The 25,541-nt window shown below is 70.7% G+C and carries 24 protein-coding genes and 1 tRNA gene; 15 read left to right on the top strand and 10 right to left on the bottom strand.

All coding sequences use genetic code 11. The features are described from left to right. Positions 1-173 precede the first annotated feature (173 nt). Positions 174-443 (bottom strand): DUF4031 domain-containing protein, encoded by a 270-nt coding sequence (locus ACXKZF_RS08320; RefSeq protein WP_055954343.1) that lies wholly within the window; start codon positions 441-443, stop codon positions 174-176. A gap of 211 nt (positions 444-654) precedes the next feature. Between ACXKZF_RS08320 and rplU the strand changes: the two genes are divergently transcribed. From rplU to rsfS, 9 genes are all read left to right on the top strand, one after another. Further along, the gene (gene rplU, locus ACXKZF_RS08315; protein WP_055836929.1) at positions 655-963 is read left to right on the top strand and encodes a 50S ribosomal protein L21; all 309 of its coding nucleotides are present in this window, start codon (positions 655-657) and stop codon (positions 961-963) included. Between the two features lie 18 nt (positions 964-981). Beyond that, complete coding sequence (gene rpmA, locus ACXKZF_RS08310; RefSeq protein ID WP_055836932.1) at positions 982-1,242, top strand: 50S ribosomal protein L27; 261 nt, start codon at positions 982-984, stop codon at positions 1,240-1,242. A 108-nt stretch (positions 1,243-1,350) separates the two neighbouring features. After that, complete coding sequence (gene obgE, locus ACXKZF_RS08305) at positions 1,351-2,895, top strand: GTPase ObgE (RefSeq protein WP_243222289.1); 1,545 nt, start codon at positions 1,351-1,353, stop codon at positions 2,893-2,895. Next, positions 2,892-3,728 (top strand): glutamate 5-kinase, encoded by an 837-nt coding sequence (gene proB, locus ACXKZF_RS08300; RefSeq protein WP_055954349.1) that lies wholly within the window; start codon positions 2,892-2,894, stop codon positions 3,726-3,728. The genes obgE and proB overlap by 4 nt, the downstream gene beginning before the upstream one ends. 4 nt (positions 3,729-3,732) lie before the next feature. Continuing rightward, positions 3,733-4,992 carry a glutamate-5-semialdehyde dehydrogenase gene (locus ACXKZF_RS08295; protein ID WP_488985964.1) on the top strand — a complete coding sequence of 420 codons (1,260 nt, stop codon included), beginning with the start codon at positions 3,733-3,735 and terminating at the stop codon, positions 4,990-4,992. Between the two features lie 50 nt (positions 4,993-5,042). Then, entirely contained in the window at positions 5,043-5,267 is a 225-nt protein-coding gene (locus ACXKZF_RS08290) for a hypothetical protein (protein WP_055954353.1), read from the top strand. Positions 5,268-5,277: 10 nt separating this feature from the next. Continuing rightward, positions 5,278-5,874, top strand: a complete 597-nt coding sequence (gene nadD / locus ACXKZF_RS08285; protein WP_055954356.1) for a nicotinate-nucleotide adenylyltransferase — start codon at positions 5,278-5,280, stop codon at positions 5,872-5,874. After that, positions 5,871-7,025, top strand: coding sequence for a hypothetical protein (locus tag ACXKZF_RS08280; RefSeq protein ID WP_488985963.1), 1,155 nt, complete (start codon positions 5,871-5,873; stop codon positions 7,023-7,025). The genes nadD and ACXKZF_RS08280 overlap by 4 nt, the downstream gene beginning before the upstream one ends. After that, entirely contained in the window at positions 7,022-7,402 is a 381-nt protein-coding gene (gene rsfS / locus ACXKZF_RS08275) for a ribosome silencing factor (protein WP_055954363.1), read from the top strand. Before ACXKZF_RS08280 ends, rsfS begins: the two co-directional genes overlap by 4 nt. A 78-nt stretch (positions 7,403-7,480) precedes the next feature. Here the strand turns inward: rsfS and ACXKZF_RS08270 are convergent, their stop codons facing one another. Genes ACXKZF_RS08270 through ACXKZF_RS08260 form a run of 3 tightly spaced genes read right to left on the bottom strand, consistent with a single transcriptional unit; the run spans position 7,481 to position 10,454 of the window. Next, positions 7,481-8,416: a TAXI family TRAP transporter solute-binding subunit gene (locus tag ACXKZF_RS08270; RefSeq protein WP_488985962.1), complete on the bottom strand. Its 936-nt coding sequence runs from the start codon at positions 8,414-8,416 to the stop codon at positions 7,481-7,483. Continuing rightward, positions 8,413-9,801: a sensor histidine kinase gene (locus ACXKZF_RS08265; protein ID WP_488985961.1), complete on the bottom strand. Its 1,389-nt coding sequence runs from the start codon at positions 9,799-9,801 to the stop codon at positions 8,413-8,415. Before ACXKZF_RS08265 ends, ACXKZF_RS08270 begins: the two co-directional genes overlap by 4 nt. Continuing rightward, positions 9,798-10,454: a response regulator transcription factor gene (locus tag ACXKZF_RS08260; RefSeq protein ID WP_055954374.1), complete on the bottom strand. Its 657-nt coding sequence runs from the start codon at positions 10,452-10,454 to the stop codon at positions 9,798-9,800. Before ACXKZF_RS08260 ends, ACXKZF_RS08265 begins: the two co-directional genes overlap by 4 nt. 189 nt (positions 10,455-10,643) lie before the next feature. On the opposite strand from ACXKZF_RS08260, the gene ACXKZF_RS08255 reads away from it, so the two are divergent. Then, the gene (locus tag ACXKZF_RS08255) at positions 10,644-12,026 is read left to right on the top strand and encodes an MFS transporter (RefSeq protein WP_488985960.1); all 1,383 of its coding nucleotides are present in this window, start codon (positions 10,644-10,646) and stop codon (positions 12,024-12,026) included. 156 nt (positions 12,027-12,182) lie between these two features. On the opposite strand, the gene ACXKZF_RS08250 is transcribed toward ACXKZF_RS08255, so the two are convergent. The 5 genes from ACXKZF_RS08250 to ACXKZF_RS08230 all read right to left on the bottom strand — a co-directional run bounded on the left by ACXKZF_RS08250 (position 12,183) and on the right by ACXKZF_RS08230 (position 15,917). Further along, positions 12,183-12,255, bottom strand: a tRNA-Ala gene (locus tag ACXKZF_RS08250). Between the two features lie 40 nt (positions 12,256-12,295). After that, the gene (locus ACXKZF_RS08245) at positions 12,296-13,204 is read right to left on the bottom strand and encodes a 3-methyladenine DNA glycosylase (RefSeq protein ID WP_488985959.1); all 909 of its coding nucleotides are present in this window, start codon (positions 13,202-13,204) and stop codon (positions 12,296-12,298) included. Next, a complete protein-coding gene (locus ACXKZF_RS08240) occupies positions 13,201-13,911 on the bottom strand; it encodes an SOS response-associated peptidase (protein WP_488985958.1) in 711 nt (236 codons plus the stop codon). The genes ACXKZF_RS08245 and ACXKZF_RS08240 overlap by 4 nt, the downstream gene beginning before the upstream one ends. Before the next feature lie 279 nt (positions 13,912-14,190). After that, positions 14,191-15,231: an App1 family protein phosphatidate phosphatase gene (locus ACXKZF_RS08235; RefSeq protein WP_055954386.1), complete on the bottom strand. Its 1,041-nt coding sequence runs from the start codon at positions 15,229-15,231 to the stop codon at positions 14,191-14,193. Between the two features lie 5 nt (positions 15,232-15,236). Further along, positions 15,237-15,917, bottom strand: a complete 681-nt coding sequence (locus ACXKZF_RS08230) for a DedA family protein (protein WP_055954389.1) — start codon at positions 15,915-15,917, stop codon at positions 15,237-15,239. Positions 15,918-15,959: 42 nt separating this feature from the next. Here ACXKZF_RS08230 and ACXKZF_RS08225 point away from each other — a divergent pair, with 42 nt between their 5' ends. Both ACXKZF_RS08225 and leuS read left to right on the top strand, forming a co-directional pair. Further along, a complete protein-coding gene (locus tag ACXKZF_RS08225; RefSeq protein WP_488985957.1) occupies positions 15,960-17,198 on the top strand; it encodes an anthranilate synthase component I family protein in 1,239 nt (412 codons plus the stop codon). Positions 17,199-17,262: 64 nt separating this feature from the next. Then, complete coding sequence (gene leuS / locus ACXKZF_RS08220; protein WP_488985956.1) at positions 17,263-19,836, top strand: leucine--tRNA ligase; 2,574 nt, start codon at positions 17,263-17,265, stop codon at positions 19,834-19,836. A gap of 112 nt (positions 19,837-19,948) precedes the next feature. On the opposite strand, the gene ACXKZF_RS08215 is transcribed toward leuS, so the two are convergent. Beyond that, a complete protein-coding gene (locus ACXKZF_RS08215) occupies positions 19,949-20,446 on the bottom strand; it encodes a DUF2087 domain-containing protein (protein WP_488985955.1) in 498 nt (165 codons plus the stop codon). 106 nt (positions 20,447-20,552) lie between these two features. On the opposite strand from ACXKZF_RS08215, the gene ACXKZF_RS08210 reads away from it, so the two are divergent. From ACXKZF_RS08210 to holA, 3 genes are all read left to right on the top strand, one after another. Further along, positions 20,553-21,167 (top strand): ComEA family DNA-binding protein, encoded by a 615-nt coding sequence (locus tag ACXKZF_RS08210; RefSeq protein WP_488985954.1) that lies wholly within the window; start codon positions 20,553-20,555, stop codon positions 21,165-21,167. Then, positions 21,164-23,689 carry a ComEC/Rec2 family competence protein gene (locus ACXKZF_RS08205; RefSeq protein ID WP_488985953.1) on the top strand — a complete coding sequence of 842 codons (2,526 nt, stop codon included), beginning with the start codon at positions 21,164-21,166 and terminating at the stop codon, positions 23,687-23,689. The genes ACXKZF_RS08210 and ACXKZF_RS08205 overlap by 4 nt, the downstream gene beginning before the upstream one ends. Positions 23,690-23,768: 79 nt before the next feature. Then, positions 23,769-24,806, top strand: coding sequence for a DNA polymerase III subunit delta (holA, locus tag ACXKZF_RS08200; RefSeq protein ID WP_055954406.1), 1,038 nt, complete (start codon positions 23,769-23,771; stop codon positions 24,804-24,806). Positions 24,807-25,541 lie beyond the last annotated feature (735 nt).

Here is a 25,541-nt window from a genome sequence, read left to right as displayed (position 1 = left end):
CGGACGTGAGGGGCTGCTCCTCGTCGCCGAGCCGGGCTCGCGCGCGACTCGGAGCGGCCCCTCCGCACGTCTCAGCCAGCCGGACCGGGAGCGGCCCCTCCGCACGTCTCAGCCGGCCGGGGCGTCCCCACGCGTCCGCGTCGGTATGGCGAGGGATGCCGGGGACGGGCGTGTCAGGAGCGTCGCTCGCGCGCGGTGACGCGCAGGCCCGAGGCCCGCAGGCGCCGCACGAGCTCCTTGCCGCCGACGTGCTCGGCACCGGCGGCGACCAGAGCGGCGTGGCGCTCGTCGGGCACGTCGTAGTGGTCGAGATCGAACGCGCGGCGGGGGATGCCGGCGGCTGCGGCGAAGGCGTGAAGTTCGTCGAGATCGCTGTCGCTCACGAGGTGCGCCCACAGGCGTCCGTGCGCGGGCCACTGCGGGTCGTCGATGAGGATCGCCATTCCGCGATCCTACGGTCGACACGCGGGCCGATGCTTTTGCCGGATGCCGCCCGGTGGGCTAAACTCGACCCTTGGTGCGTCGCGTCCGCCCTACGGGAGCGTGACCCCGCTGACTTTCGTCGGCCGGATCGCACCGAGACTTGGGTCATCAGACCCTCCCAACGTCATCAGACAACCGGAGCCCCGCGCTCCCGAATGAAACAGGTGTGAAGTGGTTTACGCAGTTGTGCGCGCCGGCGGCCGCCAGGAGAAGGTCCAGGTCGGCACGGTCGTCGTGCTCGACCGCCAGAAGGCGAAGATCGGCGAGAGCATCCAGCTGCCCGCCGTCCTGTTCGTCGACGGCGACGCGGTCACGACCGACGCCGACAAGCTCGCGAAGGTCTCGGTCACGGCCGAGGTGCTCGGCGAGGAGCGCGGTCCGAAGATCGTGATCCAGAAGTTCAAGAACAAGACCGGCTACAAGAAGCGCCAGGGCCACCGCCAGGACCTCACGCGCGTCAAGATCACCGGCATCAAGTAAGAGCCAGGAGACGCAGAGATGGCACACAAAAAGGGCGCAAGCTCCACCCGTAACGGTCGTGACTCCAACGCACAGCGCCTCGGCGTGAAGCGCTTCGGCGGTCAGGTCGTCCTCGCCGGCGAGATCATCGTCCGTCAGCGCGGCACGCACTTCCACCCCGGCGCCAACGTCGGCCGTGGTGGCGACGACACGCTGTTCGCTCTGGCTCCCGGTGCGGTCCAGTTCGGCGCCAAGGGCGGCCGCAAGGTCGTCAACATCGTCACCGCCGCAGCGGAGTAATTCCCGCGCTTCGGCGCTCGAGGGGGTGGGCGAAGCCCACCCCCTCGTTTCATTTCCCGAACCGGCTGCCGCGCGTCTGGTTTGCTCGATAACCCGGAAGGACCCGCCATGGTCACCTTCGTCGACCGCGTCACCCTGCACCTGCGTGCGGGCAAGGGCGGCAATGGCTGCGTCTCCGTGCGCCGCGAGAAGTTCAAGCCGCTGGCCGGTCCCGATGGCGGTAACGGGGGAGGCGGCGGCGACGTGGTGCTCGTCGCCGACCCGCAGGTGACCACGCTGCTGTCGTACCACCACTCGCCGCACCGTTCGGCGGGCAACGGCGGTTTCGGCATGGGCGACCACCGTTCCGGCGCGGAGGGCGAGGACCACGAGCTTCCCGTCCCGCTCGGCACCGTCGTGAAGGACCCCGACGGCACGGTGCTCGTCGACATGCTCACCCCCGGCATGCGTTTCGTCGTCGCGCCCGGTGGCCTCGGCGGCCTCGGTAACGCCTCGCTCTCATCCCCCAAGCGCAAGGCTCCCGGTTTCGCCCTGCTGGGTACCCCCGGCTGGGAGGGCGACGTCGTCCTCGAGCTGAAGACCGTCGCCGACATCGCGCTCGTCGGCTTCCCCTCCGCCGGCAAGTCGAGCCTCATCGCCGCGGTTTCCGCTGCGCGTCCGAAGATCGCCGACTACCCGTTCACGACGCTCCACCCCAACCTCGGCGTCGTCCAGTCCGGCGACGTACGTTTCACCATCGCCGACGTGCCCGGACTCATCGAGGGCGCCAGCGAGGGCAAGGGCCTGGGTCTGGAGTTCCTGCGCCACGTCGAACGCTGCACCGCGCTGGTGCACGTCCTCGACTGCGCGACGCTCGACCCGGGCCGCGACCCGCTGAGCGATCTCGACATCATCCTCGCCGAGCTGGGCGCCTATCCCGTGCCCGAGGGGCAGACGCCGCTGCTCGAGCGTCCGCAGATCGTCGCCCTGAACAAGATCGACGTGCCCGAGGCGCGCGACCTCGCCGACTTCGTGCGCCCCGACCTCGAGGCCCGCGGCTTCCGCGTGTTCGAGATCTCGACGGTCAGCCGCGCGGGGCTGCGCGAACTCACCTTCGCGCTGGCCGACGTCGTCGAGCAGCACCGTCTCGCCACGATCGACGACGCGCCCGCCGAGCGCATCGTCATCCGCCCGCAGGGTTCGCGCAAGGACTTCGAGGTCAAGGTCGAGGGCGGCACGTACGGTCCCGTCTACCGCATCCTCGGCGACAAGCCGGTCAAGTGGGTGCAGCAGACCGACTTCCAGAACGAAGAGGCCGTGGGCTACCTCGCCGATCGCCTCGCGCGCCTGGGTGTCGAAGAGGGGCTGTTCCGCGCCGGTGCGGTCGCCGGCGCGACAGTCGTCATCGGTCCCGGCGACGGCATCGTCTTCGACTGGGAGCCCACGCTCACCTCCGCGGCCGAGCTGATGACCGCCCCGCGCGGTACCGACCCCCGCCTCGTGCAGAATCCCCGCCGCACCTCCTCGGAGCGTCGCGAGAGGTACCACGAGCGGATGGATGCCAAGGCCGAGGCCCGCGCCGAGCTCGAGACCGAGCGCCGCGCGGCGCGTGCCGCCGGCATCACCCCCGACGGCGACTCGGCGGTGCTCGGCGCCGAGGACGACGAACGGTGACGGCCGAGACCCGCGCCGAGATCCCGGGCGCCGCTCGCGTCGTGGTGAAGGTGGGGTCGTCGTCCATCAGCGGCGACGGCGCGCACCGCATCGACACGATCGTCGAGGCGCTCTCGGGCGCCCACCGCGCGGGCACCGAGGTGGTGCTGGTGTCGTCGGGCGCCATCGCGACCGCGCTGCCGCTGCTCGATCTCGGCGGGCGTCCGAACGACCTGGCGACCCAGCAGGCCGCGGCCGCGGTCGGGCAGAACGTGCTCATGTGGCGTTACCAGACCTCACTCGATCGCTTCGGGCTGCTCGCGGGTCAGGTACTGCTGACCGCCGGTGACCTCGAGAACGCCACGCACCGCTCCAACGCCCGTCGGGCCATGGAGCGACTGCTCGGACTCGGCATCCTCCCGATCGTCAACGAGAACGACACCGTCGCCACCCACGAGATCCGTTTCGGCGACAACGACCGGCTCGCGGCCCTCGTCGCCCAGCTCATCGGTGCCGACGCCCTGGTGCTGCTGAGTGACATCGAGACGCTGTTCACCCGGCCGCCCAGCGAACCGGGCGCGCGCCCCATCACCGACGTCGAGTGGGGACACGATCTGTCGGAGTTCGAGTTCGGCGCCGGAGTCGTCAACGGCGTGGGCACCGGGGGAGCGGCAACCAAGGCCTCGGCCGCGAAGCTCGCCTCGACCGCCGGGGTCGGCGTGCTCGTCACGAGCGCGGATCTGGTGGCATCCGCCCTCGCCGGTGACTCCGTCGGCACGTGGTTCGCCCCCAACCCCGATCCCGTCACCCTGGCGACGGGGCCCGTGGGCGCCGTGAGCGCGCCGGTACACTGAGCGCATGACCGTCATCGCCGCCTCCGTCGACGAGCGCCTGCGTCTCGCGAAAGACGCGGCGCGCGAGATCGCCCTCCTCGATTCCGCCCGTAAGAGCGCGCTGCTGAACGCCGTGGCAGACGCCCTCGTGACCGCGTCCGACGACATCGTCGCCGCCAATGCCGACGACCTCGAGCGAGGGCGGGCGGATGCCATCGGCGAGGCACTCCTCGACCGTCTGCGCCTCGACACCGCGCGGGTGGCCGCCCTGGCCGCCGCGGTCCGCGACGTCGCCGATCTGCCCGACCCGGTCGGACGCGTGCTCGACGAGCGCACCCTGCCCAACGGCATCCAGCTGCAGAAGGTCGCGGTGCCGTTCGGCGTCGTCGGGTCCATCTACGAGGCACGCCCCAACGTGACGGTCGACATCGCCTCGCTTGCCCTGCGCTCCGGCAACGCCGTCGTGCTGCGCGGTGGGTCGGCGGCGCAGCGCACCAACGCCGTGCTCGTGTCGGTCATGCGCGACGCCCTCCAGTCCGAGGGGGTGTCGCCCGAGGCCGTGCAGAGCGTCGACGACTTCGGCCGCGAGGGTGCGCGCGCCCTCATGAACGCCCGCGGTCTCGTCGACGTGCTCGTCCCGCGGGGGAGCGCCGGTCTGATCGAGACCGTCGTCACCGAATCCACGGTGCCGGTGATCGAGACGGGTGCGGGCGTCGTCCACGTCTTCCTCGACGCCACCGCCCGCGACGACTGGGCGCGCGACATCGTCCTCAACGCCAAGACCCAGCGCCCGAGCGTGTGCAACGCCGTCGAGACCGTGCTCGTGCACCGCGGCGCGGCCGACCGTCTGCTGCCGGAGCTGCTGGCATCCCTTTCCGACGCCGGTGTCACCGTGCACGGAGACGACGAGACCCGTGCGCATGACGGGCGCGTGGTCGCGGCGACCGAAGAAGACTGGGCGCGCGAGTACGGCACGCTCGATCTGGCCGTGCGTGTCGTCAGCGACCTCGACGACGCCCTCGCGCACATCCGCCGCTACTCGACGCACCACACCGAGTCGATCGTCACCGACGACCAGGCCGCCGCCGACCGCTTCCTCGCCGAGGTCGACTCGGCCGTAGTGTTCGTCAACGCCTCCACCCGCTTCACCGACGGGGGCGAGTTCGGCTTCGGCGCCGAGGTCGGCATCTCGACGCAAAAACTGCATGCCCGCGGACCCATGGGGCTCGCCGAGCTCACGAGCACCAAGTGGCTCGGGCGCGGCGGCGGCCAGGTCCGCGCCTGACCGCCTAAAATGGCTTTGCGCGCCGCGCAGACCACTCGAACGGAGTACTGATGACTTTCGCCACGCTTCTCGCCCACGCCGCCGAAGAAGGCGGACACCACGGCGGCAACGTGCAGGCCGAGACCTTCTGGGTCGGTGCCGTGGCATTCGTGGTCTTCGTGCTGCTGAGCCTGGTCACGCTGTCGTACCGCAACGTGTCGAACCGCCACGCGCACAAGGCCGAGGCCTACGCGCAGAAGCACGGCGCGCCTGTCCCCGAGGCGCACGGCCACTGAGGCCCACCGTATGTCGGTGACGCGCGCCCCTCGCATCGGGGTCATGGGTGGGACGTTCGATCCCATCCATCACGGTCACCTCGTTGCGGCGTCCGAGGTCGCGCAGTCGTTCGATCTCGATGAGGTCGTCTTCGTGCCCACGGGCCGCCCGTGGCAGAAGCACGACGTCACCGAGAGCGAGCACCGCTATCTCATGACGGTGATCGCGACCGCATCCAATCCGCAGTTCACCGTCAGCCGCGTCGACGTCGATCGGGCCGGCCCCACCTACACGATCGATACGCTGCGCGATCTGCACGAGCAGCGTCCGGGCGCCGAACTGTTCTTCATCACCGGCGCCGACGCGGTCGAGCAGATCCTCAGCTGGCGCAACCATCAGCAGTTGTGGGACCTGGCGCACTTCGTCGCCGTCTCGCGTCCCGGCCACGTGCTGAGCACCGAGGGGCTCCCTTCCGAGAACGTGAGCCAATTGGAGATCCCCGCCCTGTCGATCTCGTCCACAGACTGCCGCGCCCGTGTGCGCCGAGGACACCCCGTGTGGTACCTCGTCCCCGACGGCGTCGTGCAGTACATCGCGAAGCACCATCTCTACCGGAGCAAGGCATGAGCACTCCCGACACCCCCGAGACGCCCGCCCTGACCCGCCGTCAGTTGCGCGAGCTGCGTCAGACCGGCGCCACGCCGATCATCACGTCGAACGACTACACCGTGGCCCCGGATGCCACGGCTCAGACCGCCGAGAGCGACTCCCCGGTCGCCGACGTCCCGTCCCCGGACGAAGCGGCTCCGACCGCCGAGCCCGAGTCTCCCAATGCCGCGGCGCCGACCGCGGAGCCCGCGCCGACCGCGGAGCCCGCGCCGACCGCCGAGCCCGAGTCTGCGGATGCCGCGGCGCCGACCGCGGAGCCCGCGCCGACCGCCGAGCCCGAGGCGCCCGCTGTCATCGCGGCCGTACCGACGGCTGATGAACGCACGTCGTCGGCCGACACGGCGCGCCCGGTCGATCCGGCGCCCGCCGCCGCTTTCGACTCCTACGCCGAGGCCGGCGTCGACCACGGTGTCTCCGGCCTCACCCGCCGGCAGGCGCGCGCGCAGGAGAAGATCCGTACGGCATCCGTGCCCGTGATCAGCCCCGATCTCGAGTCATCGGCGCCGCTCGTCGCCTCCACGCCGACGACCGACGACACGTCGCAGCCGGCCATTTTCCGCCCGGCGGCGGCCGAGGCGCCCGCCCCCGCGGCGGCTCCCGCGCCGTCGGTGGTCAATCCCGCTCTGGGCTCCGAGCTGCTCGACGGCGCGACGCCCGATGTGTCGCTCCCGTCGTCGTTCGACCAGCTCCTCTCGCGCACCACCGGCGCGACCGGAACAGTCTCGACCCCGAACTCGCTGATCCTCTCGCAGACGCCCACGGGCGCGCCGCTCGTCGGCCCGGTCAGCGCGACCGGCGAGATCATGATCACGGGCACGTTCGACCTGCCCCAGGGCCTCGGCTCGGTCGGGCACGCCCCCGGCACGACCGACGGCCGCGACGCCGACGCGGTCCTCCTCGACGGCGAGCTTCCGGCCGCCTCGTCACCCACCCCGATCGCGGCGAGTGCCGCGATCAGCACCGTCAAGCAACCCGGGGAGATCATCCGTCCCCCGGCGCCCGAGAAGGGGAGCAAGCTCCTCGTGGGTCTCATCATCACGACGGGTGCTCTCTTCCTGGCGGTGGTCGGAACCCTCGGCCTCGCCTTCACGACAGGAGTCTTCCGATGACCGCCACCACCAACGGTAAAGAGATGGCGCAGATCGCCGCTCTCGCCGCCGACGCCAAGGGCGGCGACGACCTCGTCGCCCTCGATGTGTCGGAGCCCCTTCCCCTCGTCGACGTCTTCCTCCTCGTCACCGGTCGCAACGAGCGCAACGTCGCTGCGATCGCCGACGAGATCGAAGAGAAGCTGCTCGAGGCAGGCCACAAGCGTCTCCGCCGCGAGGGCCGTCAGGAGTCCCGCTGGGTGCTGCTCGACTTCGGCGACCTCGTCGTGCACGTCTTCCACGAGGAGGAGCGCGTGTACTACGGCCTGGAGCGCCTCTGGAAGGACTGCCCCGTAGTCCCGCTCGAGATCCCCACGCCGGCGCACGCCGCGGAGTAGCCCCCACTCGACGACGCCCTCTGCCCCGCGGCAGGGGGCGTTCTTCGCGTTCGGGTCCCGCTGCTGCCGTGGCGTCGCTCAGCCGTACCGCTCGCGGTACCGGCGCTCAGCGGCGGGGTGCAACGGCACGGGCAGCGTGTCGATCAGACTCGCCGGTGTCAGGTATTGGACGCCGAGGGAACCGGGCGGCACGAGCCGCGCGGCGTCGTCGATGAGCACATCGACCAGGCGACGCGCCAGGTCCTCGTCGAGGTCGCGGTGGGTCAGGAGCAGGTTGGCGACACCGATCGTCGGAACAGACGTGTCGGCGCCATAGACGCCCGCGGGGATCGTCGTGGCCACGTATGCGTCGGGGTACCGGCGCAGCATCTCGGGCAGGACGGGCGTCGTATCGAGCACGCGGATCGGCGTCCGATCGGCCAGGTCGACGATCTGGGGTGTCGGAACGCCGCCCGACCAGAAGAGCGCGTCGATGCGGCCCTGCTCGAGGTCGACGACCGCATCGCGGAACGGTCGTTCGATCGTGACGGGAGGCGTCGACGTCGACGTCAGGTCCCCGGCATCCAGAAGCCGGCGCGCGGTCGCCGCCGCTCCCGATCCCGCCGCACCCAATGAGACGACGCGCCCCGACAGGTCGGCGAGCGAGGTCAGGCCGTCGGCGGCGCGCACGATGCACTGCAGGTAGTTCTGGTAGACCCGTCCGATGGCGACGAGGTCGTCGCCCGGAGTGGCTGCTGCCGCGGAGTCCGCGAGAGAGAGTGCCAGCTCGACGTTCCCGGCGTCGAGCAGGGCGAGGTTCTCGACGCTGCCCTCCGTAGCGAGCGCCGTGATCTCGACGCCGCCGGTCTCGCGTGCGACCGCGCTCAGCAACTGGCCGAATTCCAGATAACTCCCTCCGGGCTCGCCGCACCCGAGGGTCAGGGCGCGGGGCGGGGCGGGGGAGCAGCCGGCGAGACCGACCGCTCCGGCGGCCATGCCCGCCCACAGGAACCCGCGTCGGGTGAGCCCCGTCACGATCGCTCCCACAGCAAGCGAGCCGCGAGCCCCCCGGATGCGGAGCGGTCGAGGACGAGCCGCCCGCCGGCGGCGCGCATCAACTGGGCCACGATCGCGAGCCCGAGGCCCGTTCCGGTCTGCGTCGCGTCGCGGCCGGCGCGCCAGAACCGCGTGCCCATGCGGGCGAGGTCGTCGTCGGCGAGTCGCGTACCGGAGTCCTCGACCACGAGCCGGATGCCGTCGGCATCCTGGGCGAGACTCACGCGGACCTCGGCCGCGGGGCCGGCGTACTTGGCCGCGTTGTCCAGGAGCACGTCGACCATCTCGTCGAGGTCGGCGCGCCCGCACGGGACCGTGACCGCCGGGCCCGGAGCGGTGGTCAGCCGGACCCCCGCAGCCTCCAGACGGTCGCGGTGACGGTCCGTGATCTCCGCAGCCGTGACGGCGCACTCCCGCGCGGCACCGTCGTCGCGCGCCGGATCGCGCCCCCGCGACTGCGCCGCGGCACGGTGCTCCGCATTCGCGAGGGTGAGCATGCGCCCCACCGTGTATTCGAGCCGATCGAGGTCGTCGTCGACGGCAGCGAGGTCGGTGGCCGCCTCTCCCTCTCGCGGTAAGCCGTCCACGCGCAGCCGGATCGCGGCGAGAGGCGTCCGCAACTGATGCGAGGCGTCGGCGACGAATCCGCGCTGCTGCTCGAGGCTGCTCTCGACCTCGGCCGTCATCTCCCCGAACGCACGGCTGAGGCGTCGAAGTTCGGGCGGGCCCGAGGGGCGCAGGGGCGAGGGGTCGCGGTGGGCGGTGACGTCGGCGACCGCGGCGTCGAGGGCGCGCACCGGGCGCAGGATCCATCGCGTCCACACCAGCGACGCCCCCATGAGGGCGCTGAGCAGCAGCACGCCGATGACGACGACCACGGCCCAGGCACGCGACACGTCCATCTGCGCGTCGCGGAGGTCGACGGCCAGCACCACGACGCCGGTCGACAGGTCGCCGGCGGCGATCACCGGCACGGCCACGACGGAGGTGTCCGGGCCCCAGGGCGTGACGCGGGGGAGCACGAGCTGGGGGAGAGCTCGGGATGCCGCGGTCACGAGCTCGTCGACACGCTCATCGCGCGACACGTCGCCGGCGGAGGCGACGGCATCCCCGGTCTCGTCGAGGACGAGCACCGACTCGCCGTAGACCGCGTGGAAGCGCTGGAGGTAGGTCTGGAGGCCCTCGGCGTCGCCCTGCACGAGCGCGGTGCGGGCACGTTGCACGACCTGGTCGAGGGCGGCGGTGCGCTGCAGGGCGAGCTGCTGCGTGCGGGAGTCGGCGATCGACTGGGCGACGGGGATGAGTACGGCGATGACCGCGATCAGCCCGAACACGAGCAGCGGCAGCAGGACGCGCAGCTTCATCCGGCATCCTCGAGGCGGTAACCGACCCCGCGGACCGTGGTGATGGTCAGCCCGGGGAGCTTCTGGCGCACCTGACCCAGGTGCACGTCGAACGAGCGCGACGACGTCGCGTACGCGTCGCCCCACACCTCGTCGAGTATCTGCTGACGGCTGACGATCTGGCCCGCGCGCCGGGCGAGCGAGAACAGGATGCCGAACTCGTTGGGCGTGAGCGCCACGTCGCTCCCGTCGACGGTGACGCGCCGGGCGTCGACGTCGATGTCGACCGGGCCGACCTGCACGCGCGTGGGCTCATCGGGAGGGGTGTAACGGCGGGTGACGGCGAGCAGCCGAGCGAGCAGCTCGTGCAGGCGCACGGGCTTGACCAGGTAGTCGTCGGCACCGAGCGACAGCGCCCGCACCGTCGAGCGCTCGTCACCACGGGCGGTGACGACGATGACCGGGATCTGACTCACCGCGCGCAGCTGGCGGAGGACATCGAGGCCGTCCATGTCTTCCAGGCCCAGGTCGAGCAGCACGACCTGCGCGTCGCGGTGGCGCAGCAGCACGTCGCTTCCACGGCTGACGCGCGTGCTCGCGTGGCCGGCGCGCTGCAACGCCGAGACGAGCGCTGCGGCGACGGAGCCGTCGTCCTCGGCCACGAGTACGTGCATGTCCTCATCGTAGGCATGCCCCTGCGCCGGGGATCGCTGCGGGCCGGGCGTGAATGTAAGGCGGATGTAAGGATCCGCACGGAGCGCCGCCGCTTGTCGACATGATGTCGGCATACGCCTCGTCGTCGTCGCCGGGAGAGTCCGACGGCACACGAGACGAGAACCGTCCATCGACCGATCGGATCTCCTATGTCAACGACGACACCACCGGCCACCACGACCACGATCCCCACGAGTCTCCGGCGCTCCATCTCGAACACCTTGAAGGGCTCGGCCGGCAACCTCGTCGAGTGGTACGACGTGTACGTCTACTCGGTGTTCGCGGTGTACTTCGAGTCGCAGTTCTTCAGTTCCGACGACAAGAATTCGACGATCTACGTCTGGGCGATCTTCGCCGTCACCTTCCTCATGCGCCCCATCGGCTCCTGGTTCTTCGGCCGCTTCGCCGATCGCCACGGTCGACGGCTGTCGTTGACCGTGTCGGTCTCGCTGATGGCGTTCTGCTCCCTCATCATCGCCTTCGCCCCCACCGCCGAGATGATCGGTGTCGGCGCCGTCGTCATCCTGGTGTTCGCCCGTCTCGTGCAGGGCTTCGCGACCGGTGGCGAGTACGGGACGAGCGCGACCTATATGTCGGAGGCGGCCATGCCCGGCCGACGCGGCTTCCTCTCGTCGTTCCACTACGTCACCCTCGTCGGTGGTCACGTGCTGGCTCAGACGACCCTGCTCGTCATGGTGCTCACCCTCGATGAGGAAGCGATCACGTCGTGGGGCTGGCGCGTCGCGTTCGCCATCGGCGGTGTCGCCGCGGTCGCGGTCTTCTGGATGCGGCGCACGATGGACGAATCGCTGGAGAAGAGCGTCATCGACGACACCAGGTCGGGCCGGTCGAAGGACTCCGGGTCGATGCGCGATCTCCTCGTGAACAACTGGCGCCCGCTGCTGCTCTGCTTCGCCGTCACCGCGGGCGGCACGGTCGCGTTCTACACCTACTCGGTCACCGGCCCCAACATCGTCAAGACCGCCTTCTCGGGCGGCGACGTGATCACCGGCACCGTCATCAACCTCATCGCCCTCACCGCTCTGATGCTCATGCAGCCCCTCGGCGGGTGGCTGAGCGACAAGGTCGGCCGCAAGTCGCTGCTGGTCTTCTTCGGCGTCGGCGGCGTGCTGTACACGTGGTTCCTCATCACGATGCTCCCGCAGCAGACCAACGAGTTCGCGGCCTTCGCGATCCTGTTCGGCGGCTTCGTCATCCTCACCGGCTACACCTCGATCAACGCCCTCGTGAAGGCCCAGCTCTTCCCCACCCACGTGCGTGCGCTGGGCGTCGGCCTCGGATACGCCCTCGCCAATTCGTTGTTCGGTGGCACGGCACCCCTGCTGTACGCCGGCGCGCAGACCACGGAGCAGGTTCCGCTGTTCATCGTGTACGTGACGGCCATCATCGCCGCGTCGCTCGCGGTGTACATCTTCGCCCTGCGCAACAAGGCGCCGAACTGGCTCGAAGACGAGCTCGTCATGCGCGAGGCGCAGACGGCGCGGACGCGGGTGCCCGTCTCGTCGCGCTGATCCACTCTTCGGACGCCCCTGCCCCACGGCGGGGGCGTCCGTCGTTCGGGGGAAGGGATGCCGCGTCGCCGGGCGAAGGGGAGGGTGCGGCCGCGTCGACGACCGCTCCTGTCAAACGACGAAAGCCCCCGCCGAAGCGGAGGCTTTCTCTCTATGTGGACCTGAGGGGACTCGAACCCCTGACCCCCTGCATGCCATGCAGGTGCGCTACCAGCTGCGCCACAGGCCCTTATATTGTTGTCTGCCCCGTTTGAGGCAACTCCATGAGCTTACAACACAGTTCGCGACGGCAGGAAATCGGCGCGACCGGGCGTGTCGTCTCCGCTCGTGACCGCCGCGATCACGGCGCGGCGGAGCACCTGCCCACGCTCACTCAGTGTCCGTTGGCGGGTGACGTACTCGGCCTTGCCCTCGGTCGTCTCGATCGCCACCGCCGGGTAGCCCCAGCCGCTCAGATCGTAGGGCGAGGCCTCCATGTCGAGGGTGCGGATGTCGCGCGCGAGTTCGAACGCGTCGAGCAGCAGCGGACCCGGTACGAGCGGGCCGAGCTTCACGGCCCACTTGTAGACGTCCATGCCGGCGTGAAGGCATCCAGGCTGCTCGCGCTCGACCTGGTCGTCGCGCGACAAGGGCGTACGGTTGCGAGGCACGGCGTCGGGTGTGAAGAATCGGAACGCGTCGAAGTGCGTGCACCTGAGATCGTGCGCGTCGACGACGGCGTCGGTGCCGTCTCGACCGAGGCGCAGGGGGACCGCGTGCCGCACGTCGTCGGCGCGGTACGCCATCGCCCACTCGTGAAGGCCGAAGCAACCGAACTGCGCCGGTCGATCCGCCGTCGCGCGCAGCAGGTTCACGACGCCGCGATAGAGCGATCCACGCTCGTCGCGGAAGCGCTCGGCATCCACGCGAACGCCCGCACCCTCGGGGCGGTACCAGCGCCAACCGGCGCGTTCGTCGGCGTCGTCGAGCACGATGTCGGGGCCGGGATGCCAGCGGCGCAGGATCGCGGGTTTGTACGAGTAGTACGTGTACAGGAAGTCCTCGACCGGATGCTTCTCGGCGCGGCTCGCGCGGGCGCGGTGCGCCGCGGTGAGCGCGTCTGCGCGTTTGGCGTGCGCGTCCGCCAGGGCGGTCCACTCGGTGCGCGTCAGCGCCGGTGACCGGAGGAGCGTGGTCACTCGACGGCGTCGATCAGGTCGGGGGAGTCGTTGCGGACGTTACCCACGGCAGCGGAGACGACGTGGTCGTCGAGCGTCTCGGCCACATCGGGTGCAGCGTCGATCGCGGCATCCAGCACGTCGCCGACATTCTCGGTGGTCGGGTCCAGCCAGGCGTCGGCGAAGTCGGGGTCCATGAACAGCGGCATGCGGTCGTGGATCGAGCCCAGGCGTCCGATCGCGTCGCGCGTCAGGATCGTGCAGCTCAGCACCCACCGCGCGGGGTCGTCGTCGGCGAGGGCGGGGTCTTTCCACCACTCGTAGAGACCGGCGAAGAACAGCGGCGAGCCGTCGGCGGGGTGGATGTAGTGCGGGGTCTTGCCCGTTTCGGTGGTCTTCCACTCGTAGTACCCGGATGCCGGGATCACCGCGCGACGCTTGATGAGGGCGTTGCGGAACATGGGCTTGTCTTCGACCTCTTCGCTGCGCGCGTTGAACGCCCGTGCGCCGATCTTGACGTCTTTCGCCCACCCCGGGACCAGACCCCAGCGCGCGACCTCGAGACGCCGCACGGGTGGTTCGCTCTTGATCGAGTCGAGCACGATGCCGACCCGCGAGGTCGGCGCGATGTTGTACGACGGCGGGGGCAGCTCATCAGCCTCGACATCGGCGCGAAGCACCCCGATGAGCTCGGACGCCACATTGGCCACGACGAATCGACCGCACATGCCTCCACCGTACGCGCCCCCTCCGACATCGGCTCGACGGCATGGGCGACGGCATCGGCCGCCCGCGGCGTGGACTCGAGCACAGCCTGTGCGATTCGCACAACCTCAGCCCGAGTGCCCCGGAAGCCGCTTACTTCGCGCACATCGCTGAGATTGCGCACACCGCGGCATCCCCGCTCACATCCTCAGTGATTCGCACAACCTCAGCCCGAGTGCCCCGGATGCCACTCACTTCGTGCACATCTCTGAGGTTGCGCACACCGCGGCATCCGCCGCCGCTCAACCGTCGCGCGAAATGACCCCGACGTCCTCGAGCCGAGCGAGCAGGGCGGCGCCATCGGACCCGGTGACCCACGGCACCTCGGCCGCGGAGTGATCGTCGACGACCGTTCGGCCACCCGCGAGGACGGCCTCGGCGGGCAACAGCCGGCGGATCGCGACCGCTGCGACGCTGTCGGGGTGCTCGATCGCGAAGCCCGTGTAGATCGCGTCGTCGTGCTGACCGTCGTCGCCGACGAGCAGCCACTTCACGTGCGGGAACTCGCTCGCGACGCGCCGCAGGTTGAGCTCCTTGTGATCGCGGCCGCTCCGGAACCATCGGTCGTGCGTGGGACCCCAGTCGGTGAGCAGGAACGATCCGGCGGGGAACAGGTGCCGACGCATGAACCGCGTCAATGTCGGGGCGACGTTCCACGCGCCGGTGGACAGGTAGATGACGGGGGTGCCGGGGTGTTCGCGGGTCAGTCGCTCGAGCATCACTGCCATACCCGGGACGGGCTGACGGGCGTGCTCGTCGACGACGAACGAGTTCCACGCCGCGAGGAAGGGGCGGGGGAGGAGGGTCACCATCACCGTGTCGTCGATGTCGCTCACGACGCCGAAGCGCACATCCGAGCCCACGATGAACACGCGGGTCTCGGCCGGCTCGCTGCCCTCGACCGACATCGTGATCGACTGCCACCCGGGTGCCAGGCTCGCGGGGAGCTTCGCGTCGATCACGCCGCCACGATCGGCCGACACGGTGTGCGTGACGCCGTCGATCACGACGTCGACCTTCGCCATGCCCACCGGAACGGCCGCGAAGCTGCGCCAGCCGCGCAGACTCGCGAACTCCCCGGTCGAGGTGCGCTTGATCGGCGGGGCGATCAGCACGCGTCCGAGGACGCGCACCCACTCCTCGGTTCCGTAGCCCGGAAAACCGGTGACGGCGGGCCGGAGGCCGCGGGAGCGTGCCCTCCGCTCACGCCACCGGTGGAAGCGGCGCTCGAGTCGGGCGAACCAGAGCACCTTTGCGCGGGTGGAGCGAGGAGAACGAGGCATCGCCCTCAGTCTTTCACGTCACCGTCCCTGCGGCCGAGGGTGGGGACGTCATCGGCCAGATGACGTCGCTCTGCGCGCTCGATGAGCTTCTTTCCGACGAACACCAGCACGAGGAAGACGACGAGGATACCGACGAAGATGTATCCGGCGTAGTGGAGCTGATCCGCGAGATCGCGGTAGGTGCCCGCGGCGGTGGCCGCGACCGAGATGTAGAGACCGGCCCAGATGATGCAGGCGGGAGTCGTCCACGCGAGGAAGCGGCGATAGCTGTAGCCGCTCATTCCGACGGTCAGCGGAACGAGCGAGTGCAGCACGGGGAGGAAACGCGACAGGAAGATCGCCAGCCCTCCGCGGCGGCTGAGGTAGCGGTCGGCACGCTCCCAGTTGCGCTCGCCCAACTTCTGGCCGAGGCGCGATGCGCGGATGCGCGGGCCGAAGTACCGGCCGAGCCAGAACCCGAGGCTCTCACCCAGCAGGGCGCCCACCACGACCGCCGCGGCCAGCAGGACGCCCTCGAGCGGCGAGCCGACGGCGGTGCCCGCGACGATCACCATCGTGTCGCCCGGGACGATGAGGCCGACCAGCACGCTCGTCTCGAGCATGACCGCGAGACCGGTGATGACCGTACGCAGCACGGGATCGACGTTCTGGACGACGTCGAGCAGCCACGTGAGGATCTCGTTCACCTCCGTCAGCTTACGGCCGCCGCTCCCGCCTAGCCTGGGAGCGTGCCGCACTCCGCCCCCTCGTTCACCCCCGTCGAGTGGGTCGATCCCGAGGCGGTGTTCCTGCACCTGTTCGCCGACGCTCCCGACGCCTTCTGGCTCGACGCCGGGACGGCCGCGGCGACAGGGTGGAGCTGGATGGGCGCGGGCCGTCGCGACCCGTCGTCCCGGCCGATGGAACAGGATGCCGCGGCCTCCGGCTCCGCACACGACGAGCCGGGGCCGTTCCGTGGTGGGTGGGTGGGGTGGCAGACGTACGAGGGGGAGTCCGCGTGGCTGCGCGTCGACGCCCTGCTCGCGTTCGACCACGCTCTGCGCCGGATCTATGCCGTGGGCGACCCCACCCTCGCGGCCCGCGTCGCCGAGGCGCCGACGCCCGACGAGGTCGACCCCGCGGAGGACCGGGGCGCGGCATCCGCCCGCGTCACCCCCGACCGTTACGCCGAACTGATCGAGGCGTGCCGCGACCGTATCCGCGAGGGCGACGCGTACCAGCTGTGCCTCACGACGCGGTTCACCGTGCCCGGCGCGGTCGATGCGCTCGCGGTGTTCCGGAGGCTCCGCCGTGCGTCGACATCGCACCACGCCGGCTTCGTCCGCATCGGCGAGGTCGCACTGGTCAGTGCGTCGCCCGAACGGTTCCTCGTGGTGCGCGACGGTTCCGTGCACACGCATCCCATCAAGGGCACCCGGCCCCGGTCCGCCGACCCGGCTCTTGACGCGGCGTTCGCCGAAGACCTGCGGACGGATGCCAAGGAGCGCGCCGAGAACGTGATGATCGTCGACCTGATGCGCAACGACCTCTCCCGGGTCTGCGAGCCGTCGACGGTCGGCGTCGACCGGCTGCTCGAGGTCGAGACCTACCCGCACGTTCACCAACTCGTGAGCGAGGTGTCGGGCAGGCTCCTGCCCGCAACCACCGTCGGCGACCTGCTCGACGCGACGTTCCCGGCGGGGAGCATGACCGGCGCGCCGAAAGAGTCGGCGACGCGGATCCTCGCCGGACTCGAGCAGACCCCGCGTGGTCTTTACGCGGGTGCCTTCGGATGGATCGGCGACGACGGCGCCGCAGACCTCGCCATGGTGATCCGCAGCGTCGTCGTGCATCCGGATGCCGCCTACGTCGGCGCGGGCGGGGGGATCACGTGGCGTTCGGTCGCGGCATCCGAGGTCGCCGAGGTGGGCATCAAGGCGCGAGCCCCTCTCGCCGCTCTCGGGGCCGCGGTGCCGCCGGGGTGGTGACCCCGGGTCCGATAACCTGGACGCTGGCCTCCGGGCCTCCCCGACTCACACGATTGGTTCTCCCGTGTCTCAGAACTCCGCACCCGACGCCCGCGACGGTGGCTTCGACACCCACGCCATCCAGGCGAAGTGGCAGCAGGCGTGGGCCGAGAAAGACCCGTTCCGCGCCGGCGGCGACGACGATACGCGCCCCCGCAAGTACGTGCTCGCGATGTTCCCCTACCCCTCGGGCGACCTGCACATGGGCCACGCCGAGAACTACCTCTACTCCGACATCGTCGCGCGCTTCTGGCGCCACCGCGGCTACAACGTGCTGAACCCGATCGGGTGGGACTCGTTCGGTCTGCCCGCCGAGAACGCCGCCATCAAGCGCGGCGCCGATCCCGTCGAGTGGACTTACGCGAACATCGCCCAGCAGAAGGCGAGCCTGAAGGACTACGGCGTCTCGTTCGACTGGAGCCGGGTGCTGCACACCAGCGACCCCGAGTACTACCGCTGGAACCAGTGGCTGTTCCAGAAGCTGTACGACAAGGGGTTGGCGTACCGCAAGGACGCGCTGGTCAACTGGGATCCGGTGGATCAGACCGTGCTCGCCAACGAGCAGGTGCTGCCCGACGGCACGAGCGAGCGCAGCGGCGCCGTGGTGGTCAAGAAGAAGCTCACGCAGTGGTTCCTGCGCATCACCGACTACGCCGACCGCCTGCTCGACGACCTCAACCAGCTCGAAGGCTTCTGGCCGAGCAAGGTCATCCAGATGCAGCGCAACTGGATCGGTCGCTCCGTCGGTGCCGACATCACGTTCGAGATCGAGGGTCGCGCCGAGAAGATCACGGTCTTCTCCACCCGTCCCGACACCCTGCACGGGGCGACGTTCTTCGTCGTGGCGCCCGAGTCCGACCTGGCCGCCGAGCTGGCGGCATCCGCGGACCAGGGGGTGAAGGAGACGTTCGAGGCGTACCTCGCCCAGGTGCAACGCGCGACCGACATCGAGCGCCAGGCGACCGACCGCCCCAAGACCGGTGTGTTCCTCGGCCACTACGCGATCAACCCCATCAACGGCGAGAAGCTGCCGATCTGGGCCGCCGACTACGTGCTGGCCGACTACGGTCATGGCGCGGTCATGGCCGTGCCCGCCCACGACCAGCGCGACCTCGATTTCGCGCGTGCGTTCGACCTGCCCGTGCGGGTCGTCGTCGACACCCTCGCCCCCGTCACCGGTGCGATCCCCGTCATCGAGCTCGACGACGAGGGGGTGCCGATCGACCCGCTGGGCGACCTCGACGACACCGACCCGGTGAAGACCGGCGTCGCGTTGACGGGCGATGGTCGCATGATCAACTCCGGCTCGCTGAACGGCCTGTCCAAGCGCCACGCGATCGCGCGCATGATCGATGAGCTCGAGGCGAAGGGCGTCGGCCGTGCGGCCAAGACCTACCGCCTCCGCGACTGGCTCATCTCGCGTCAGCGCTACTGGGGCACACCCATCCCGATGCTCCACGGCGAAGACGGCTCGATCACGCCCGTGCCCGCCGACCAGCTGCCGGTCGTGCTGCCCTCGGTGGAGGGTCTCGACCTGAAGCCGAAGGGCACGTCGCCCCTGGGAGCGGCGACGGAGTGGGTGCAGGTCACCGACCCCGAGACGGGCCAGATGCTGCTGCGCGACCCCGACACTATGGACACATTCGTCGACAGCTCCTGGTACTACCTGCGCTTCCTCTCGCCTGACAGCTCGACCGAGGCGTTCTCGGGCCGCGAGGCGTCGAAGTGGGGCCCCGTCGACTTCTACATCGGCGGCGTCGAGCACGCGATCCTGCACCTGCTGTACGCGCGTTTCATCACCAAGGCGCTGTTCGACATGGGCCTGGTCGAGTTCACCGAGCCGTTCTCGAGTCTCATCAACCAGGGCATGGTCATCCTCGACGGCGCCAAGATGTCGAAGAGCAAGGGCAACCTGGTGCTGTTCCAGGAGGAACTCGACGCCCACGGCGCCGACGCCCTGCGCGTGGCCCTGGCCTTCGCCGGCCCGGTGGAGGACGACAAGGACTGGAACGACGTCTCCACCACGGGCGCGGCCAAGTTCCTCGCCCGCGCCCTGCGCATCGCGCACGACGTCGACAGCGAGACCGACGTGGTCTGGGCCGAGGGCGACAAGTCCCTCCGCCGCGTGACGCACCGCCTCCTGGCCGAGGCGCCGAACCTCATCGAGCAGACGAAGTTCAACGTCGTCGTCGCCCGTCTGATGGAGCTGGTCAACGCCACCCGCAAGGCGATCGACGGCTCGGCCGGCGTCAGCGATCCTGCGGTCCGTGAGGCTGCCGAGGTCATCGCGATGGCCCTCGACCTGTTCGCCCCGCACACCGCAGAAGAGATGTGGCAGACGCTCGGCTACGACGGATTCGTGGGACTCGTGACCTGGCGTCAAGCCGATCCCACCCTGTTGGTGGAAGACAATGTCGTCGCCGTCGTGCAGATCGACGGCAAGGTGCGCGCGACCCTCGAGGTCTCGGCCAAGATCGGCGGCGACCAGCTCGAGGCCCTCGCCCGCGGCGACGAGCGCGTGCGCCGCGCCCTCGGTGAGCGTGAGATCGTGCGCGCGGTGGTGCGTCCGCCGAAGGTGGTCAGCTTCTCCACGAAGTAGCGCGGGGGTTGCGGTCGTTGAGCCTCCGGAACCGGCATCGACCCTGATCGCCCGATGCCACGTCTCCACGCCATGCGGCGCGGGGGACGTGGCATCCGGTGGCTCGACGCGCTCAGGATGCCGAGGTGTAGGCGCTTCCGTCGCGGGTGCGAGTGAGGAGGCCAGCGTCGATCAGGTAGCGCCGCATCGACACGGGGTCGTCGGTGATCTCTGCGAGTCGATCGGTGACGTGGGCCTCGGTGATGGTTTCCTGCGGCCCCAGGACGCGGGTCGCGATGTGGGCGAGCACCTCCCGGCGGTCGGCGGCGCGTGAAGGGTAGGTCGACAGGCGTCCCTCGGTGAAGAATCGCGCGACGCCGTCGGGGCGGACGGACGTGGATGCCGCGGCGAGGGCGATGCGGAAGATCTCGGACTCCGCCCGCCAGCCGCCGTCGACGGGGGAGATGAGTCCCGCCGTCTGAAGGCTGTCGAGAACCCGACGGCGTTTGCCGGGGGAGAGCGACGACAGGTGCGCGTCGACGGATTGTCCGAGGACGACGAGCGCGTAGATCTCTCGCGCACGGTCATCGGCGAGGGCAGCGACGACAGGACGCCAGGAGTTCGCGGACATCCCCCCAGGCTAGGGCTGCTCCTCCCCGGCGGACGAGCTGCCGCGTTTGTGCACGGATCGGTTCCCGGTCGCCACGCAGACAGTACGGCGTTCGTAGCGTCCTGGTGTGACCTCGACTTCCGACCCCGTACCGAGCGACAAGCTGGCGCCGCGCGCGCGCCTGGGCGTCGGCGCCGTCGTCGTGCTGGTGCTACTGTCCTTCGCGGTCACGATTGGGATCGGCATGGTGCGCGGTGCGACCGGCGCCGAGGTCGTGGAGCCGGTGTCGACCGCCTCATCGTCTCCGCGGGTCCCCGCCGAGGCCGGACTCTACGTCCACGTCGCCGGGGCCGTACGCGAGGCCGGTCTCTACCGACTCGACGCCGGAGACCGGGTGGCCGATGCCATCGCGCGGGCGGGTGGCTTCGCCGATGACGCGGCACGCGACGGGGTCAACCTCGCGCGTCCCGTCGCCGACGGCGAGCAGATCGTCGTGCCGGTGGTGGGGTCCGAAGTCGCGGGGCCCGCCTCCGGTGGCTCGGCGGCAGACGGACTGATCGATCTCAATACCGCCACCCCCGAGCAGCTCGACACCCTTCCGCGCGTGGGTCCCGCGATGGCCGACCGCATCATCGAGTGGCGTGAGACGAACGGCCGGTTCACCAGCGTCGACGATCTGCAGTCGGTGCCGGGCATCGGTGAGAAGATGCTGGCCGCCCTTCGCGATCTGGTGCGGGTGTGAGCGCGCGTCGCGCGCTTCGGCGCCGAACGCTGCGCTCGGTATCGGTCGCGGCGGCGACCTGGGTGTCCGCCGGGCTGACCACCGCGATCCCGGATGCCATCCTCTTCGCCGTCGGGCTCGGCATCCTGTCCTGCATCGCCACCGCCGTCCTGGTGTGGCGTCGGCACCCCGCGCTGGCCGTCGCCGCGGTCGCGCTCGCGTGCGCAGCCGCGACCGCGGGGACCGTCGCGTCGCTTGCGCCCGTGCGGTCGCAGATCGCCGCATTGGAAGCGGAGGGCGGTCGCTACCTCGAGCTCGATGTGACGGTCACCGGGCGCATCGACGGGTCGGCCGACGGGGGTGCCTGGTTCGACGCGACCGCCGCGACGGTGCGTGCGGGAGACAGGACCGTGGTCGGCGCGATTCCCGCCCGTGTGCTCGTCGATCCGGGCGGACGCGCGGCGCTCGCGCGAGCGAGCATGGGCAGCACGGTGTCGTTGTCGGGGCGAGCGATCCCGGCCGCGGCGGGGGAGCGTGCCGCGCTCGTCGTGCGGGGCAGCGAGGTCGTCTCGGCGACCGAGCCGACCGGTGTCTGGGCGTGGTTCGAGGGCCTGCGCGATGCGCTGGTCGCATCCACACGCGGTCTACCGCAACCAGGGGCCGGTCTCGTCCCGGGGCTCGCCGTCGGCGACACCTCCAGTCTCGACTCGGCGACCGAGGCCGCCATGAACGCGTCTTCGCTCTCGCACCTGACCGCCGTCTCGGGCGCGAACTGCGCCATCGTGGTGGGCGCGGCCTTCGCCCTCCTCGCTCTGTGCGGCGCACCCCGCGGCCTGCGCGTCGGTGGGGCCTTCGTCGTCCTGGCCGCCTTCGTCGCCTTGGTCACTCCGGAGCCGAGTGTCGTCCGGGCGGCGGCCATGGCCTCGGTGGCGATGATCGCGGTGGCTCTGGGCCGCCCGGCGATGGGCGTTGCGGTGCTGTCCCTCGCCGTCACCGTGCTGCTCGTCGTCGACCCCTGGCTGGCGCGCTCTCTGGGCTTCGCACTCTCCGCCGCGGCGACCGGTGCCCTGCTCGTACTCGCGCGCCCGCTCGCCACGGGACTCGGTCGATGGATGCCGAGAGCCCTCGCCCTCGCCATCGCCGTTCCGACGTCGGCCCAGATCGTCTGCGGCCCGCTCATCGTGCTCATCGACCCGCACGTCCCCCTGCTCGGCGTTGCGGCCAACCTCGTCGCCGATCCGGCCGCAGCCCCCGCGACGATCGCCGGGGCACTCGCGTGCGTCGCGCCGTTCCCCTGGTTGCGCGATGGACTGACCGCCCTGGCCTGGGTGCCCGCGGCGTGGATCGCCGCCGTCGCGCACACGAGTTCTTCGGTCGCCGCGCAGAACCTCCCCTGGCCCGACGGGCCGGCCGGGGCGATACTCCTCGCTCTCGTCGGAGCCGCCCTCCATCTGGTGATCGTGCGTCCTCGACGCCTGCCCCGCCTCACCGGCCTCGCGTCGGCGGCGATGGCCGTCGTCCTCGGTCTCGTCCTGGGGAGTTCCGCCGTGCGCACGGTCGCGGGGCCGCTCACCATACCCTCCGCGTGGCAGCTCGCGATGTGCGACGTCGGGCAGGGCGACGCGACGCTGTGGCGGTCCGGAGGTGCGACCGCATTGGTCGACACCGGTCCTGATCCCGCAGCTCTCAACCGCTGCCTGGCCCAGTTCGGCATCGACCGGATCGATCTGCTCGTCCTCACCCACTTCGATCTCGACCACGTCGGGGGTTCGCCGGCTGTGATCGGTCGGGCCGCTCTCGTCGTGCACGGTCCGGTGGACGGACACGCCGACCAGCGGCTGCTCGACCGTTTCGCGGCGGCGGGCGCGCAGCTCCAGCAGGCGACGACGGGGACCACGGGGGCGCTGGGCGCCACGCGGTGGCAGGCGCTCGGTCCGGCACCCCGTACAGACCCCGGCAACGACGCGAGCGTCGCGATCGACGTCGCGGGCGTCGATTTCCCTCGAACGGTGCTCCTCGGCGATCTCGGCGAGGAGTCGCAGGCGGCCCTGCGAGGGCGCGTGGACGTGCCCCGGGTGCAGATCGTGAAAGTGGCGCACCACGGCAGCGCAGACCAGGATGCCGGTCTGTATCAGGATCTGCATCCGACGGTCGGATTGATCGGTGTGGGTGCTGACAACACCTACGGCCATCCGACCGCCTCTCTCCTGTCGATGCTGAGAGCCCTCGGCACCGCGATCGGGCGCACCGATCAGGACGGAGCGCTGGCCGTCTGGCTCGATGCCCACGGCGCGCTGACGCTCTGGCGGGAGCATGCGGGGGAGCCGGGGGCGCCGGAGAACCCGAGCCAGGCGCCGCGTGAGACAGGAAAGGCGGTGGCGGGCCCGGCTCGCGGCGTCGGGTGGATCCGAGTGAACCGAGGCGGTCCTGAAGGGGGTGGATGGGCAGCGGGGCGAGGCGCACCGCGCGAGGGTGTTCCGAGTGGGACACGGAGGGCGCCGAGGGGCACCGGCGGTCGGGAGCGCCCGAGTTCCGGCGCCTGACGGCGACGGGGCTCGTGGGGCACGGGGATGAGCCGACGCACCGGGACACGGTGTCGGAGCCGATCGCTAGGCTGGGGGAGTGACCCCGGCACCCCGACGCTCCGCCCCCGCGAAGGCGAAGTCGGCCATCCCCCAGGTGTCGTGGCGCGCCCCGCAGCCGGCGCCGATCGTCCTCATCTCGGGGCCCGAAGAGGTCTGCGCCGAGCGCGCGACCGCCGGCATCCGCGCCATGCTGAAGAGCGAAGATCCGAGCCTCGAGGTCACCGACATCCGCGCCGACGACTACGCCGCCGGCACCTTGCTCGGCGTGACCTCGCCGTCGCTGTTCGGCGAGCCCCGGCTCGTGCGTGTGAGCGGCGTCGAGAAGTGCAGCGATACGTTCCTCGCTGAGGCGGTGTCGTACCTCGCATATCCGCAAGATGGAGCCACTGTCGTGCTCCGGCACACCGGCGCGAGCGTGCGAGGCAAGAAGCTGCTCGACGGCATCCGGTCGGGTCAGGGTGGCGGTATCGAGATCGCCTGTCCTGCTGTCAAACGCGACTCCGACCGCTTCGACTTCGCCGTCGGCGAGTTCAGGGCGGCGCAGAAGCGCATCGCGCCGGTGGCCCTGCGCTCACTCGTCTCGGCGTTCGCCGACGATCTCACCGAGCTGGCCGCCGCCTGCCAGCAACTGATCGCCGACGTACCCGGCGACATCGACGAGCGCACCGTCGAGCGCTATTACGGCGGTCGCGTCGAGACGTCCGCCTTCACCGTCGCCGACACCGCCATCGCGGGCCAATACGGGCCGGCGCTGCTCGCGCTCCGTCACGCGCTGGCATCCGGAGCCGACCCCGTCCCCCTCGTCGCCGCCGTCGCCATGAAGCTGCGGACGATGGCACGAGTCGCCGGCACCCGCGAGTCGTCGCCGGCCCTCGCGCAACGACTCGGCATGAAGGACTGGCAGGTCGACCGCGCCCGCCGCGACCTCGTCGGCTGGACCGGCAACACGCTCGGCATGGCCATCCACGCCACCGCCCGGGCCGACGCCGAAGTGAAGGGCGCATCGCGCGACTCGGTCTTCGCCCTCGAGCGCATGATCACGATCATCGCCACGCGCGCGCCTTACGGCGACTGAGTCCGCCGTCGCGCGCAACGGCATCCGGTCAGCGTCGCATCAGGTGACGCGCGAGGAACGTCGCCGCCATCAATGTGAGCCGGGGCTCCGCCCGGCGGAGGTCACGGACCACGACGACCTCCCCGTGATCGGGCGAGGCGACCGCGGCCGCCCACCTCAGTGCCGGCTCCGGAGGCTGCCCGCTCGCGGGAACATCTCCTCCGAACAGCTCCACAAGACGCTCTCGCGGGTCCTCCCGGTCACCGAAGAATTTCGCCGCGCGCTCACTCTGCATGTCGTACCTCCTGGCAACCAGGCTATGAAGGGGCGACCGAGGCCCGCATCCTCCGAGGGGATGAGTTGGTGCGCCGCGAGATGCACCGTCGACCTCGTCTGTGCACCAGGGCCGCGGTCCGCTCAGGTCGAGACGGCGGTCAACCGGCGCGGTCCCACTGGGGGCTCAGGGGAGGAGATGCGGGGAGGGGAGGACCGAATCGCGCCCGTTGGTCCTCCGCTCGTCGCACCCCCTCCGCTCCGCACACGGCCCCGCCGCGCGCACATCGCCGCGGCCTCCGCACACCGCCGCGGCCTCCGCACCTCGCCCGACCCTTGCCGCGACCCCGGCCTCCGCGCCTCGCCCGGCCTTTGCACGCGACCCCGGCCTCCGCCCGTCGCCCGGCCTCCGCACGCCGCCCGGCCTCCGCACGTCGCCCGGATACGCCCCGCCTCGCCGTGGCGAGGCACGACCCGCTCCGG

The sequence above is a fragment of the Microbacterium sp. ABR10 genome, assembly GCF_057812175.1.
This window is presented reverse-complemented; position numbering and strand designations above follow the sequence as displayed.